The sequence below is a fragment of the Catenulispora pinisilvae genome, assembly GCF_015356865.1.
Lineage (GTDB): Bacteria > Actinomycetota > Actinomycetes > Streptomycetales > Catenulisporaceae > Catenulispora > Catenulispora pinisilvae.
The window spans coordinates 37,319-51,754 of record NZ_JAAFZA010000025.1; the positions used below are offsets into that span (position 1 = coordinate 37,319).

At 70.7% G+C, this 14,436-nt stretch carries 13 protein-coding genes; 7 read left to right on the forward strand and 6 right to left on the reverse strand.

Translation table 11 applies throughout. The annotated features are described in order from the left end of the window. Nucleotides 1–2: 2 nt before the first annotated feature. Together IZR01_RS09700 and IZR01_RS09705 are read left to right on the forward strand one after the other, a co-directional pair. Nucleotides 3–1,226 (forward strand): Gfo/Idh/MocA family protein, encoded by a 1,224-nt coding sequence (locus IZR01_RS09700; RefSeq protein WP_194923646.1) that lies wholly within the window; start codon nt 3–5, stop codon nt 1,224–1,226. Nucleotides 1,227–1,392: 166 nt separating this feature from the next. After that, complete coding sequence (locus IZR01_RS09705; RefSeq protein ID WP_194923647.1) at nt 1,393–2,679, forward strand: spherulation-specific family 4 protein; 1,287 nt, start codon at nt 1,393–1,395, stop codon at nt 2,677–2,679. Nucleotides 2,680–2,824: 145 nt separating this feature from the next. On the opposite strand, the gene IZR01_RS09710 is transcribed toward IZR01_RS09705, so the two are convergent. Next, nucleotides 2,825–3,214, reverse strand: coding sequence for a nuclear transport factor 2 family protein (locus IZR01_RS09710; RefSeq protein ID WP_194892992.1), 390 nt, complete (start codon nt 3,212–3,214; stop codon nt 2,825–2,827). Nucleotides 3,215–3,312: 98 nt separating this feature from the next. Here IZR01_RS09710 and IZR01_RS09715 point away from each other — a divergent pair, with 98 nt between their 5' ends. Then, nucleotides 3,313–4,014 carry a TetR/AcrR family transcriptional regulator gene (locus IZR01_RS09715; RefSeq protein ID WP_194923648.1) on the forward strand — a complete coding sequence of 234 codons (702 nt, stop codon included), beginning with the start codon at nt 3,313–3,315 and terminating at the stop codon, nt 4,012–4,014. On the opposite strand, the gene IZR01_RS09720 is transcribed toward IZR01_RS09715, so the two are convergent. After that, complete coding sequence (locus IZR01_RS09720; protein WP_323746962.1) at nt 4,015–4,956, reverse strand: LysR family transcriptional regulator; 942 nt, start codon at nt 4,954–4,956, stop codon at nt 4,015–4,017. 145 nt (nt 4,957–5,101) lie between these two features. Here IZR01_RS09720 and IZR01_RS09725 point away from each other — a divergent pair, with 145 nt between their 5' ends. Further along, the gene (locus IZR01_RS09725) at nt 5,102–5,995 is read left to right on the forward strand and encodes an NAD(P)H-binding protein (RefSeq protein ID WP_194923650.1); all 894 of its coding nucleotides are present in this window, start codon (nt 5,102–5,104) and stop codon (nt 5,993–5,995) included. A 19-nt stretch (nt 5,996–6,014) separates the two neighbouring features. Here IZR01_RS09725 and IZR01_RS09730 read toward each other — a convergent pair whose 3' ends face one another. Then, the gene (locus IZR01_RS09730; RefSeq protein WP_194923651.1) at nt 6,015–7,103 is read right to left on the reverse strand and encodes a DUF5937 family protein; all 1,089 of its coding nucleotides are present in this window, start codon (nt 7,101–7,103) and stop codon (nt 6,015–6,017) included. An 87-nt stretch (nt 7,104–7,190) separates the two neighbouring features. On the opposite strand from IZR01_RS09730, the gene IZR01_RS52230 reads away from it, so the two are divergent. The 3 genes from IZR01_RS52230 to IZR01_RS09740 all read left to right on the forward strand — a co-directional run bounded on the left by IZR01_RS52230 (nt 7,191) and on the right by IZR01_RS09740 (nt 10,663). Beyond that, nucleotides 7,191–7,325, forward strand: coding sequence for a hypothetical protein (locus IZR01_RS52230; RefSeq protein WP_267254790.1), 135 nt, complete (start codon nt 7,191–7,193; stop codon nt 7,323–7,325). After that, nucleotides 7,322–8,845 carry an MFS transporter gene (locus IZR01_RS09735; RefSeq protein WP_194923652.1) on the forward strand — a complete coding sequence of 508 codons (1,524 nt, stop codon included), beginning with the start codon at nt 7,322–7,324 and terminating at the stop codon, nt 8,843–8,845. The genes IZR01_RS52230 and IZR01_RS09735 overlap by 4 nt, the downstream gene beginning before the upstream one ends. A gap of 132 nt (nt 8,846–8,977) precedes the next feature. After that, nucleotides 8,978–10,663: a carboxylesterase/lipase family protein gene (locus tag IZR01_RS09740; RefSeq protein ID WP_323746963.1), complete on the forward strand. Its 1,686-nt coding sequence runs from the start codon at nt 8,978–8,980 to the stop codon at nt 10,661–10,663. A 107-nt stretch (nt 10,664–10,770) separates the two neighbouring features. Here IZR01_RS09740 and IZR01_RS09745 read toward each other — a convergent pair whose 3' ends face one another. The 3 genes from IZR01_RS09745 to IZR01_RS09755 all read right to left on the reverse strand — a co-directional run bounded on the left by IZR01_RS09745 (nt 10,771) and on the right by IZR01_RS09755 (nt 14,313). Continuing rightward, nucleotides 10,771–11,097, reverse strand: a complete 327-nt coding sequence (locus tag IZR01_RS09745) for a nuclear transport factor 2 family protein (protein WP_228554225.1) — start codon at nt 11,095–11,097, stop codon at nt 10,771–10,773. 106 nt (nt 11,098–11,203) lie between these two features. Next, complete coding sequence (locus IZR01_RS09750; RefSeq protein ID WP_194923653.1) at nt 11,204–13,156, reverse strand: hypothetical protein; 1,953 nt, start codon at nt 13,154–13,156, stop codon at nt 11,204–11,206. A gap of 83 nt (nt 13,157–13,239) precedes the next feature. Next, nucleotides 13,240–14,313: a hypothetical protein gene (locus IZR01_RS09755; RefSeq protein WP_194923654.1), complete on the reverse strand. Its 1,074-nt coding sequence runs from the start codon at nt 14,311–14,313 to the stop codon at nt 13,240–13,242. Between the last annotated feature and the right edge of the window lie 123 nt (nt 14,314–14,436).

Consider the following 14,436-nt stretch of genomic DNA (forward strand, 5'->3'; position numbering starts at 1 on the left):
GCGTGCCTGAGCTGCGTATCGGTGTCGTCGGAGTCGGACAGCGCGCCAAGATGGCCACCCACGCCCATCAGCCGGGCGTGGCCAGGGTGGTGTCCTGCGCGGACCCGCGCCCGCGCGGCCGCGCCGAGGCACGGCAGCTGTTCGGTGCGGATGTCACGGTCCACGAGGACTACCGCGACATGCTCGCCGACCAGCTCGACGCGGTGTTCGTCCTGACCCCCGACCACCTGCACGCCGACCCGGCCCGGCACTTCCTGGCCGCCGGGGTCGCGGTGTTCGTCGACAAGCCGATGGCGATCAGCCTCGCAGACTGCGATGACGTCCTGGCCACCGCCGCCCGGACCGGCACCCGGCTGTATATCGGCCACAACCTGCGCCATCTGCCGATGCTGCGCTTGATGCGAGAGCTGATCGAGGACGGCGCCGTCGGCGAGGTCCGCTCGGTGTGGTGCCGGCACTTCGTCGGCCACGGCGGCGACTACTACTTCAAGGACTGGCATGCCGAACAGTCCAAGACCACCGGCCTGCTGCTGCAAAAGGGCTCGCATGACCTGGACGCGATCCACTGGCTGGCCGGCGGCTACTCCCGGCGCGTGGTCGCGCTCGGCGGACTGACGGTCTACGGGGACAACCCGCACCGCCGCCATCCCGGCCCGCAGACCGACGGGGCCTGGGCCGACGCGGTGGTGTCGGACTGGTTCGATCCCGGCGTCTGGCCGCCGTCCCGGCTGCGCGATCTCAACCCGGTCATCGATGTCGAAGACCTCTCGATGATGCTCAGCCAGTTGGACAACGGAGTGTTCACCAGCTATCAGCAGTGCCACTACACCCCGGACTACTGGCGCAACTACACCGTCATCGGCGACGCCGGGCGCCTGGAGAATTTCGGCGACGGCATCGACGGCGACCCGGCGCACATCAAGGTCTGGAACAGCCGGCGCTCGGGATTCCGGGCCGAGGCCGACCTCACCGTCCCGGTCCCCGCCGACGACGGCCTGCACGGCGGCGCCGACGCGGCGCTGGTCGCGGAGTTCCTACGCTTCGCAGCCGAAGGCGGAGCGACCCAGACCTCTCCCATCGCCGCCCGCGAGGCCGTCGCCGCGGCGGTCGCGGCCACCACCTCGCTGCGGGCCGGCGGCACGCCGATCACGGTGCCGCCGGTCCCGCCGGAGATCGCAGACCACTTCGACCGCCTCACCCAACCCGGCCAGCCCGTCCGGGGCTGACCGGCCCCGGTCGCCGGGCCGTTCCGCTGACGCGGGGCCCGGCCGCACCACCGGCACGGCACCACCGATACGGCACCACCGCCGGGCTCGCCCGAACCCGGCGTTCGCCTTCCGAAAGCGGAGGAACGCAATGCGCCGAATCCCCTGGCGTCCACGCGCACGGATCATGGCCGTGGTCATCACGCTGTTCGTGGCGGCCCTCGGCCTATCCAATGCGGCAGCGGCCAACACGGCGACCGCCAACACGGCGACCGCCAACACGGCGACCGTCCAGCACATCGCGGTGCCCGCCTACTTCAACCCCAACGGCAGTCCGGGCAGCGCCTTCTGGACCCAGCTCAACCAGAGCACCCCGGCGGTCGGCATCGCCGTCGCCAACCCCGACTCCGGCCCCGGATCGGCGTTCGACCAGGGCTACGCCAACGCCGTCCAGGCCGCCACGAACTCCGGCGTCCAGGTGATCGGCTACGTCGACACCGGCTACTTCGGCACGACCGGTCGCACCACCCGCGACGGCCAGACCACCACGGCGGCCTGGACCGCGCAGGCCCAGGCCGACGTCGACAACTGGTACAGCTGGTACGGCGGCTACGGCCTGGCCGGCATCTTCTTCGACGACGGCCTCGCCGACTGCGGTACCGACAACGCCCATGTCAGCCTCTACGAGGCGATCAACACCTTCACCAAGCAGAACCACTCCGGCGCGCTCACCGTCGACAACCCCGGCGTCGCCGCCGACCAGTGCTACGCCGACGCCGCCGATGTCCTGGTGATGTTCGAGGGGACCTACGCCGACTACACCACCTGGACCGCGCCGGCATGGGAGCTGAGCTCCACCGACCCCGACAAGTTCTGGCACCTGATCTACAACACGCCGACCCAGGCGAACATGGAGAACGCGGTCAGCCTGTCCAAGCAGCGCAACGCCGGCTACCTCTACGTCACTGACGACAACCTGCCCAACCCCTGGGACACCTTGCCGACCGGCACCTACTGGAGCGACGAGCTGAGCCAGAGCGCTGCCGATGGCGGCGGAGGTGGCGGCGGCGGAAGCTGCACGCCGATCGCCGGCTCGGGCGACATCACGAGCTACTCAGCCTGCATGACCGCCACCACGGAGACGTTCACCGCCACCTTCAACGTCGCGGCCAGCTTCCACCACGTGTTCATCGACACCGACAACAACCAGTCGACCGGCTTCCAGTTGCCCGCCCCGTCCACCAGCGCGCTGGGCGCCGACTACATGATCGAGAACAACACCCTGTACCGAAGCCTGTCCAGCGGGTGGAGCTGGACACCCGTTGCCGGCGTGAGCCCGAACATGACCCAGAACGGCAACACCTACACCTGGACCGTTCCGCTCAGTGCTCTGAACAACCCGGCTACGACGCAGCAGGCCGAGTTCAACGGCAACACCTTCTACACCGACCCGGTCACTTTCGCCCAAAGCTGAGCGGATCCGGGAGGTAGAAGCATGGTGGGCCCTGTCGGGACCCACCATGCTTCGCACTGCCCGCAGCTTGCTCACCGCAGTCTCGCCTTCGCCGTCGCGGCCGTCGCGGCGGTGGCGTCGGTGGCATCGATCGGGTCGGCTGCCATCAGAACATCCCGTTGTCGTTCGCGGAGGTCTTCGGCACCTCCTGGATGACGTCCCAGTGCTCGACGACCTTGCCGTCCTCGTCGAGGCGGAAGAAGTCGGCCAGGGCGCGCCCGGGGTTGTCCGTGCCGGGTTCCAGGTCGAGGTGGGAGTGGGTGGCGACCAGGTCGCCCTCGGCGATCACGCGCTTGATGTTCAGCCGCAGGTTCGGGTACTCGCCTCGCAGCCAGGTCACGAAGCCGATGAAGGCCTCTGGGCCGTCCTGGGCGTCGGGGTTGTGCTGCACGTATTGGGGCCCGAAGTGATCGGCGATCGCCTTCTGCGGGTTCCCGCCGAACGCTGTCTGGTAGTAGTCGACGACGACCTGCTTGTTGCGTTCGAGATCCGGCATGGAGCGCTCCGATCCGGTGCGAATGACCCACAAAAAGTGGTGTCACTACAACTTTAGGCCATCATCATGATCGTGCAAGGTGACTATCCTGAGGGGCCATGAGCTCCCACACGGTGGACTGGAGTGCGCTGCGGGTACCGGGCACCGAGGCTCCTGCGGCTGTCGGGCGCAGGGAGCGCCGCAAGCTGGCGACCCGCCAGCTGCTGGTCGACACCGCTGTCGAGATGTTCCTGGAGCGCGGTTTCGACACCGTGACCGTGGTGGAGATCGCCCGGGTGTGCGGGGTGTCGCCGACCACCGTGTTCAACCACTTCCCGACCAAGGAGTCCCTGGTCCTGGACCTTCCGCCCGGGCTGTTGGCCGCGCTGCGGGCCGCGCTGGCCGATCCGGGCACGCCGCCGGTCCAGGCCATGCTGCACGTCCTGGCCGGCGAACTGGACAACCTGATCACCTGGCTCGAAGCCCAGGACGACCAGGTGTGGGCCGCCGCGGCGGTGCAGCGCTTCGAGGCCATGGTCCGCGACACCCCGGCGCTACGGGCACACCACCGGAACATGCTCGCCCGGATGACCGACGCGACCCGCGACGTGCTCGCCCGCCGGGCCGGGCTGACGCCGGGCGACCCCGAGCCGCAGATCGCCGCGGTCGCACTGGTGGGCCTGTGGAGCGTCCAGGTTGACTCTTCCTGCAAACACCTGGACGGGCTGCGGAGCCCGGCCGAGGTACGCGACGCGGTCACCGCCGAGGTCCGCCGCGCGGCGCAGCTGCTCGCCACCGGCCTGGCGGCCTTCGCGACCTGATCAGCTCGGTGCCGGTGCCGGTGCCGGTGCCTCTGGCGAGGACGCCGGAAGCGGCGGACCGGTCAGGGTGCGTCGAGCACACTTGCGGAAAGCCTCAACGAGCCGATTGCGGTCGCCAGCGCGGGACGCGAGCACGACGTGACTCGGTTCGATGTCGGGCAGCGGGATGGTCGTGAGGTCCGGCCGGACGCCGCGGAACCCGGCGGCGACGATGGCGACGGCTTGTCCGGCGGCGATCAGTTCGAGCTTGTCCTCCAGGACTTCGATCGCCGGGCCGTCGGGCGCGTGGCTGCCGTCGGGGCGGGGATCGATGCGCCAGAAGGCGTTCCACGCCGGGTCGGGCAGTTTCGGGAGCGGCTCGTCAGCGATATCGGACAGAGCGGCCGACTCCTTGCCGGCGAGCCGGTGGCTCAGCGGGACGAGCAGTTCGCGCGGCTCGTCGTACAGCACGGTGACATCCAACGCCTCGGTGGTCATCGGGAAGCGGGCCACCACCGCGTCCACCCGGCGTTCCAGCAGAGCCTCGCGCGGCTCGTTCCAATCCAGGTCCATGACGTGCACTTCGGCATCCGGGTGCAGCCTGCGCAGTTCGCGCACCGCGGCCTCGACGTCGATGTGTCTGGTGTGGCCGATGGTGATGCGGCTCGGCGTGGCCGCCGCGCGTGCCGCCGCTTCGGCTTGAACGGCCGAGCGGAGAAGTGCCTTGGCCCGCGGGAGGAACACCTCGCCGGCCTCGGTCAGGCTGGTGCCGCGCGGGCTGCGGTCGAGCAGACGCGCGCCCAGGCGCTGCTCCAGGCCGCGGATCTGCTGGCTCAGGTACGGCTGGGAGACGTGCACCTCGGCTGCCGCCCGGCCGAAATGCCGGGCCTCGGCGACGGCGACGAACAGCCGCACGGCGCGCAGGCCCAGATCGTCGGCGGCGGCGAACGGTATCTCAGACACCCTTCGACGGTAGCAGCTGCCCCGCCACAAGATGACCTTGATCTGCTGCCATAGGCGATACGCATTGCGTTCAGGAATACGACTTGGACGGGCGTGCACGTCGGCGCGCACTGTGGAGATCACAGCTACGAATCCAGGAGCGATCATGATCGTCATCACCACCCCGACCGGCCAGATCGGCCGCCAGGTCTTGGCCGACGTCCTCGACGGCGCCGGTACTGAGCCGGTGCGCGTCATCGTGCGCGATCCGGCCCGGCTGCCCGAGCAGGTACGTCGGCGCGTCGAGGCCGTCGAAGGCTCCCACGGCGATGCCACGGTGCTCGACCGGGCGTTCAAGGACGCCGACGCGGTGTTCTGGCTGGTGCCGCCGGACGATGAGGCTGCCAGCATCGAGCAGGCCTACGCCGGTTTCGCCCGCCCCGCCGTGGCGGCGTTCGAACGCCACGGGGTGCGCCGCGTCGTCGGCGTCTCGGCCCTCGGCCGCGGCACCGACGTCGCCGACCGGGCCGGCCACGTCACCGCGACCCTGGCGATGGACGACCTGATCGCCGGCAGCGGCGTCGCCTACCGCGCCCTGACCATGCCCTCGTTCATGGACAACCTGCTGTGGCAGGCCGCCTCGATCAAGAACAGCGGCACGTTCTTCGAGCCGATCGACGCCGACCGCGAACTCCCGTCGGTCGCAACCCGCGACATCGCCGCGGCCGCGGCCCGACTGCTCCTGGACCAGACCTGGAACGGCGTGGCCGAGCAACCGGTGCTCGGCCCCGAGGACCTGTCCTATAACGACATGGCCCGGATCATCTCCGAGGTGCTGGAAACCCCGGTGCGCTACCAGCTGATCCCGTTGGAGACGTTCACCGCGAACCTCACCGGGCGCGGCATGAGCCAGGCGGTCGCCCAGGCCATGACGGACATGATGGCCGCCAAGAACGCGGGGCTCGACAACGCCGCCATCCGCACACCGCTGACCAGCACCCCCACCAGTTTCCGCCAGTGGTGCCAGGACACCCTCAAGCCGGCTGTTCAGGCTCAGTAGGAGGATCCTGCACACGCCCCTAGCGCAGCAGCGCCTCGATCAAGTCGGTCCCCAGTCGGGCGCTGCGGGCGATGTCCACTTCGTAGAGGACGTATCGTCCCTGCCGCCTGGTGGTGACGATGCCCGCGTTCTTCAACACGGCGAGATGCCGCGAGACCTCCGGGGCGCTCACCATCCAGGTCTCGGCGAGTTGTGCCGTGGTCTGCGGGGTGCGCAGGATGCTGCGGATCAGCCGGAGCCGGAGGGGGTGGTCCAGGGCGTGGAGCCGGTCCTGGATCCCGGTGACGGACACGGTCGCCTCGTCCAGGCCGGCCAGGATCGGGTAGTTGAGCACCGGTCGGCAGCCGGCGGTGTGGACGACGAGCAGGTGCGGGTGCGAGAACGCGCTGGGTAGGAACGTCAGTCCGCGTCCGCTGGCCGAGGCGGCGCGGTCCTGGAGCTTGTCGACGACGATGCGGTCGCCGGAAGCCGTCAGCGTCAGGGCCGGCGACACCGCGGCGAGCATCGCCTCCAGTCCGTGCCGGGCCAGCAGGTCGCGCTTGTGGCGGGCGTCCGCCGCGAGCCGGGCGACGACACGGGCCCAGGCGTCCGCGAAGAATCCGGTGTCGCAGTCCTCGAGCAGGCGGCGCACCCAGCTTCGGGCGGCGGCGGGGCGGGTGAGGATGTGGTCGACGAAGTCCAGCGCGCGTGGACCCCGCGCGGCGGCCCGGTCGCGGGCGACCTTGCGGGCGGTGTCGTCGACCAGCGGTGAGTCGAGGTCGTCGCGCACCGGGACGACACCGCAGCTGCTGGTCATCAGGGCATTGCGAACCCAGGTCTCGTCGTCGAGCGCGTCGAGGATGTCGAGTTCGGCGGCGAGCGTCGCCCGCGGCTCGGCGGGCAGCAGCATGTCCGAACGCGAGGTGCGCCACAGGTAGTCCGCGACGACGATGCGGTCCATGAGGTCCGGCGCGATCCCGGCGGTGGCGGCGGTGACCCAGCCGTTCTGCGGCTGGTGGTGCGCGGGCTCCACGAGCAGGTGCAGGGCGGAACCGAGTTCGGCCAGCGGGGACGGTGCGAACAGGTACTGGTCCGCGGACACGCTGGTCACGTCGATGCTCACCCTCATAACGGAATCGTCGCAGGCGTGGGCGGGTTCGCCGCGACGGTTGACGATTACCGTCAACCGCATACGGTCCGGGCGGCTCCGGCTTCCATGGTGGCTGCATGCTCACCGCTGCGAACCCCACGCCACCTGGATCTACTGAACCTAATGAACCTGCTGGCCCCGCTGGTCCTGCTGAACCTGGCCCACCCGAACCACCTGGACCATCTGGACCACCGGTCGTGACCGAGCCGGTCCCGGCCCCGCCTTCAAAGCTCTCCACCGTCCGGCTGCTGCGCGGACTCGGCGGCGGGCGCTACGCCTTCGCCGCCGCGGTGTCCGCGCTCGGGGCCGGGCTCATCCGGCCGTTCCTGCTCCTGTACGCGGTCACCATCAGCCACCTCAGCCCGAGCCGCGCCGGTCTGGCGCTGTCGGCGGGATTCCTGGCCGGGCTCGCGCTGGTGCCGCTGGCCGGCCGCTGGGTCGATGCCGGAGGCCGCCGCACGGTGGTGGTGACCACGATCGCGCTGCGAGTGCTGGGGTTGGTGCTGCTGCTGGCGATCCCCGGCCCGGCCGGCTTCATCTGCGCGTGCCTGCTCCAGGGCATCGGCAACCAGACCGGACCGGTGGCGCAGGGCGCCGTCGTGTCGAGTCTGGCCGTCGGCTACGAGCGGGACGCGGTCCTCGCGGCGCTACGGTCTCTGGGCAACGCCGGTCTGGGCGCCGGTGCGCTGCTGGCGACCGTCGCCCTGGGCTCGGGCGCGGTGGGCATGCGCTGGCTGGCGGTGGCGACCGCCGTCGGGTATCTGGTGTCGGGCGTGCTGATCGCGACGGTCCGGCTCCCGGACGAGCAGGTCCCGGCGGGGCAGCGGCGAATCAAACAGCAGCGGCTCAAACAGCGCCGGGTCGGGCAGCAGCGGGTCGGGCAGCAGCAGGTCGGACAGCAGCGGGTCGGGCAGCGGGCGGATCGCCGCCGCCAGCCCATCGGCCCGGCGGACCGGCCGGTCCTGCACCGCCTGACGATCATGAACCTGGGCAACCTCCCCTTCGCGCTGTGCTTCGACATCCTGGAAGTCGCCCTCCCCGTCGTCATCGTCACCCAGCTCGCCGCCGCACCCGCCTGGTCCTCGGGCATCTTCGTCGCCAACACGGTGATGGTGATCCTGATCCAGCTTCCCGTCGTGGTCTGGATGTCCCGCCGCCCGCGTCGCCACGTGTTCGGCATCGCCGGAGCGGTCCTCGCCGCGTCCTACCTCGGCTTCCTGGTCGCCTCCGCCGGGCACGGAGCCGCCGGCGCGATGGCGATCGCCGTGGTGTCAGTGCTCTACACGCTGGGCGAGGTGCTTTACACCGGCGTGGGAACGGCGCTCGTGATCGACGCCGCCCCGCCGCATCTGCGCGGCACTGCGCTGGCCCGCTGGCAGCTCTCGCTGGGCCTGGGCCGGGCGATCGCCCCGCTGGCGATCACCCTCGCCCTCAGCATCTCCCCGGCCGCGCTCTGGCTGCCGTTGGCGGTCACGACGCTCATCGGCGCCGCGGTGATCGTGCGCCACGCTCCCACCGATTCCGGACGGCAGGAGCAAGGCGCCAGTCTGGCCGGCAACCGTGGGCGATACGTGCGGCGATACGTGCGGCGATACGTGCGGCGATGCGGGCAATGGGCTGCTCGGCGTCGCGCACGAGCGGTCGAACAGGCGGAACTCAGGCGTCGGCTGTATGCCGGGGGCTACCGTCCCGAGTGCGTCAAGGATCGACGTCCTCGGTGATGGTCCCATGTCAGAGGTCTGGGTGTTGAGGTTCGGCTGGTGCGACCCGTCATCAGGTATCGATCATGACAGACTGTCGACAGTCGCTGTATCGTCAGTGACGATCAACCCTGGCGTCCTGAGGAGCACATCGTGCGCACTTGGACCATTTGGCGTCGCCGGTACGTCGCCGGCGTCGTCACCGCCGTCGCCATGGCAGTCGTGGCCGTGGTGCCCAGTCTCGGCTATTCGGCGACGCATCAGGCCCAGCCCTCGGCCGCGCCGCCGGCCTGCTCGGCGGGCACCCTCGTGCCGACCGGCAGCGGTCCGGTGTGCGGCGTCACGGCCGGCCAGCAGACTTCGTACCTTGATATCCCGTATGCGGCCCCGCCGCTGGGGAAGCTGCGCTGGACGCCGCCGCAGCCGGTGCCGCCGTGGACCGCGACCTACCAGGCCACCCAGCGCGGGCCGGGATGTCTCGCGCCGAGCTACACGGCGCCGGGCCAGGTGCAGCCCGGCACCACTGAGAACTGCCTGTTCCTCGAAGTCCAGGAGCCGGCGGGTACGCGGCCGGGGCAGCGGCTGCCGGTGATGTTCGAGATCCACGGCGGCGGGTTCCTCGGCGAGGCCCGCGATGACGACGGGACGAACTTCGTCGGTGCCGGGCCGGCCATCTATGTGTATGCCGGGTATCGGCTCGGGGTCATGGGGTTCCTGGCTGACCAGGCGTTCGGCCCGCACAGCGGCGACTTCGGGCTCCAGGACCAGCAGGCGGCGCTGGGCTGGGTCAAGGACAACATCGCGGGGTTCGGCGGAGACCCGGGCAACGTGACGATCTTCGGCGAGTCGGCGGGCGGGGCCAGCGTCTGCGACCAGATCGCCTCGCCGACCGCGAACGGCCTGTTCCAGCGGGGCATCAGCATCAGCGGGTACTACAACTTCGACGTCAACACCATCTGGTGGCCCGCGGACTGCAAGTCGGCGCTGCCGGACGAGGCCCAGGCGCAGCGCCTCGGCGCGCAGCTCGCGGCCAAGGTCGGCTGTGCGAACGTCCCCGACGTCGCCGCGTGCCTGCGGGCGTTGCCGGCCGACACCCTGGTCGTCAACGGCGGTCAGGGCCTGGACCCGACCGGCGGCGGGGCGATCGGGCCGATCGTCAACGGCACGACGCTGACCATGTCGGCGAGCCAGGCGTTCGCCCTCGGCCGGGTCAACCGGGTCAAGGTGATCATCGGGGTCGGCCGCGACGAATTCAACGGCGGCGTCTACACGAACACCCCCGGCCACCCGGTCGTCGCCGACACGACCGCGCAGTATGAGCAACTGGTGCGGCAGCAGTTCGGCCCGTTGGCATCCACGGTGCTGGGGCTCTATCCGGTGCAGCACTACCCCTCGCCGTCCCCGTTCATCGCCTACCGGACAGTGATGGCCGACGCCTTCAGCGTGTGCCCGTCCCTGGAAAGCTATGGACAGCTGGCCAGAGCCGTCCCGGTCTACGCCTACGAGGACGACGACGCGGACTCGCCAGGACAGACGCTGCCGCTCGGCGCCAACCACAGCGCCATCAACCGGCTGGCCCACGACGTGCCCGGAACCCTGGACCCGAACCAACTCGCGCTCCAGGAACAGGTGCTGTCCGAATGGACCGGCTTCGCGCGCACCGGCGTGCCGACCGCGCCCGGCACGCCGCCCTGGACCCCGTTCGCGGCACCCGGCAACCCGGTCATGTCGCTGCAAGCGGGCGGGGACAGCACGCTCGTCCCGGCGAGCTCGATCGCGGCGCAGCACAACTGCCAGTTCTGGGACGCGGTCAACCGGACCGCGCCTTGGGCGTCCTGACGTGCTGACGTGCTGATGTCCTGACGTCCTAAGACGACGGACCGGCCGGACCGACGGGACACAGAGTCCTCGCCGGTCCGGCTCTCGGCTGGAATTGACCGTGGTGCTCAGCCGAGGAAGTCGACGCGGTCGATCAGGCCGGCCCGCACCCGGTAGGCCACCAGCACCCGGATCGGATCGTCGGCCAGGCCGTGGGCGAGTTCGTGGTCGACGACCCAGTCTCCCTCGCTGAGCCGCGCCAGGATCTCCGCGCGGCAGCGGCCTTCGGCGAACTGTCCGGCGTACTGGTCGCGCAGGGCCGGACGGCCCTGGAGCCGGCTGCCGTCACGCCGATTGACCACGACGTCCTCGGCGTAGGTGGCGGCGAAGGCGTCGAGATCGTGGCTGTTGTAGGCGGCGAGTTGCTGTTCGACGACTTCACGGGGATCGGTCATGCGCATGATCATCCCATGACCGGGCCGGGCGGGCTTGCCCCGCTTTCCCGGACCCCGTCAGTGAGGCGAACTTGGTCGTACTTGGTCGCAGGAAGGAGCCTGTTGCTCAGCCGCGGCAGGTGACCTGCACCGACGCCGCGCCGAGCTGGTCGCCCGCCCCGGAGCCCCAGTCGATTCCCTGGTCGGTGAGTCGCACCGCTATGGAGCCGTCGCTAGTGGGGAACCACTGCTGGCTGTAGGCGGTCCACTTGCCACGGTAGGAGGGCTGCTGGACTGTGAAGGACCCGACGTTGGTCTGGTTGTTCGACCCGCTGAAGACTTGGTACAGCGCCGGGGCGCCCGCCGAGTGCTTCGGAGTGCCGTCGTCGGGGACGTAGACGGAGACGGTGCAGCTGCCGCTGACGACCGGGCCGGTGTGGAACCACCAGGTCACCGAGTTGACCGAATCGAACTTGGTACCGCTGCCGTTCATCGGCATGGTGGAGAAGCGGCCGTTGCACCCGGCCTGGTTCCAGCCGCCGGACGTCTCGGTGCCCCAGCCCGAGGCCGATCCGGAGCCGACCGTCGAGACGCCGCGGCTGCTGTCCGCCGGGCATCCGATCCCTGACATGCCGTAGTAGGAGGGACCCTGGGCGGTCGAGCTGGTGACCGGGGGCGGCGGCGGCATGTTGGTGCTGGAGGGTTGGGGCGGCGGTACCGAGTGGCCGGCGCCGCTCGTGGGCTGCCGGCTCGACGGCTGCTGGCGCCCGGAGGTCGGAGCCGACGTGGGGCCGTGATCGGAATTGCCACCCGATCCGGACCCGGAGGTGGGCGAAGGGCCCCCCGATGTCGCGGTGCCCGTGCCGGACGTCGGCTTGGGCTGGGACCCGTGCGACGAGGAGGACGGGAGGACGATGTCAGTGGGCCCGCCGGTCGCCGGCCCGAACGCTCCGTAGGAGGGGGCACCGACACCGGCTGTGGCCGATGAGACGTTCGCGGCCGGATGGTCCAAGGCCGTCTGCGCCGACTTGTTCCCACCGGTGCTGAGACCGGCGATCACCGGTATCGCGACGAGGACGGGGACCGCGACGACGCCGGCCACCGCCACCGAGCGGCGCTTGCGGCGCGCTGCTGCGGGATGGGGGAGCGGGGCCGAGCCCCCGGCAGCCGGCGCTGGGGCAGGCGATGTGGAATCCGATGCGGAGTCCGATGCGCCGGACGCTGTCGGTTCGGGTGCGGGCCGGGCGGTGGTGTCTTCGGACTCGGGCAGCAGGATTTCGATGACGCCTTCGGCGCCGGCGGGCTGTGGGATGGAACCGGCCTGGTCTTCGGGCTCGGTTTCGGCTTGGCCTTCGAGCTCGGACTCGGCTTCGGCCTGGTCTTCGGGCTCTGACTCGGCCTGGGCCGGTGCTCCGGACTCGGAGTCGGCTTCGGGCTCGACTTCGGCCTGGGCCCGGCTTTCGGAATCGGCCTCGGGCTCGGGCTCGACTTCACCTTCGGTTTCGGCCTGGCCTTCGGGCTCGGCTTCGGCCTGGTCTTCGGGCTCGGCTACGGCCTCGGACTGGCTTTCGGACTCGGATACAGCTTCGGTTTCGGACCCGGCTCCGGCTTCGGCTCTGGCTCTGGCTTCGGCTTCCACGAGGATCGCCGCTTCGTCCAGCGCCGGCGCCTCGCCTGGTGCCTGCTCCAGATCCGGCATCTGCGCCGGCGTCTCATCCGGCTCGCGGACCGGCATCGCCACCGGCTCTGGCGCCAGCGAAGCGGTCACTACCCGGGTCGCTGAAGCCTGTCCCAAGGGAACCACGCGCGGCGCGACCACCTGCTCCTCATCCGCAGTCGGGCGATGCAGGGGCGTGGTGTCCGTGGCGGTGTCCGCAGTCTTGGCGCTCGCCGAGGGCGCTTCCGCCGGGGCCTGCGAGCGCGGGCTCGGAGTCGTGCGGCGCGTCTCGTTGCGCGAACGCCGCAGAAAGTAGACGAAACCGGCCCATCCGACGGTGAGCACCACCAGCATGAGCCCGACGGCGGCCAGTCCGACGCCGCTGTTCGCCGACGCAACAGCCTGCTGCGCGCTAGGTGTCATCGTGAGGTCCTTCACATCTTTGGGGAGGGCGGCCGATGCGCCGTTCGTGGCGGCGGGTGCTGGCGGGTGCTGGCTGGTGCCGGCTATCCGCCAGCCGGGACTCGCTGCAGGTGGGTCAGGGCCCGGAAGACCACGACGCCGTCGAGGGTGTCCGGCTGGGCCACGTCCTGCTCCTTGATGTGCGTCAGCAGGTCCGGGTCGGGGGCGAGCCAGTGCTCTTCCAAGTAGTACCGCACGGTGTCGGTCCAGATCCATTCGCCGTCGGTGCGCAGGCTCAGCGGGACGCTGCCCCGGCGGCCGGGATCCAGGACGTCGTCGATGCGCCCGTCGGTCACCGCCAGCGCGATTCCCGCGTCCAGGTACTCCAGGACGACTGCGCGCTCGTCGTCCTCCAGGACCGGGTGCGCCTGGTCGAAGGCGCCGATGCCGGTGGCTTCGTCGATCGTGTCGAAGACCTTGGCGGAATTGAACGGGCGCCCGGGGGCGGCCGCCCACAGCAGGGCGGAGTAGGACCGGGCCTGGGCCTGGTACGGCGGCACCGGGCGCCACGAGGCGAAGGTCTCCACCTGCGGGTCCGTCTCCCCGTGCGCGGCCAGCACCTGCTGGAGCTCGGCCGCGGCGGTCCACGGTGCCGTGTCCGGCCGCACCTCGGCCAGATAGACGCGCCGGGGCGCCGGGTCGTCCCCGCCGTCCGGGGCGAACCGCCACGTGCGCCACAGCCCGACCAGTCCCTTGATCTCGTCCGCGGCCGCCTCCGCCGCCTCGTCGAGGGCGTCGGTGAGGTCGCCGGACAGCATCGCGTCCGACCCGAAGGTCAGGTCCAGTGACGCCGAGACCCGCTCGCCGATCTCCCGCAGGACGCTCATCGGCGCCGGAGCGAACAGGAACGCCGGTGCCGGGACGCCCGGCTCGGTGGCGACGCCGTCCAGCACGGCCGAATCCGCCCCCGCTTCGGCCAGCGACCTGAGCAGCAGTGCGTGGTCCTCAGGCGTGAGGGTGGCCCGCGCGTCGGCGACGGCCCGCGCGATCAGCGGGGCCGGGGCGGTCGGCCCTTCGGCGGCCAGGAGCGACCGGGCGTCGGCCAGCGCCTTGTCGGCTATGCGGCCCGCCAGGCGCAGCAGCATCTCATGGGAGTGCTCGGAGAGCTCGTCTATCACTGTGCTCGGCCTCTCGGGAATTTCGTCGACGTCTGGCGGAGCCTAACCGGCCAGGATAGGGCCCTGCTCGGCCGGGTGCCGCGACGTTGAGGTTCGGTGGCGGGGGTCAGGTCAGGTCGGGTC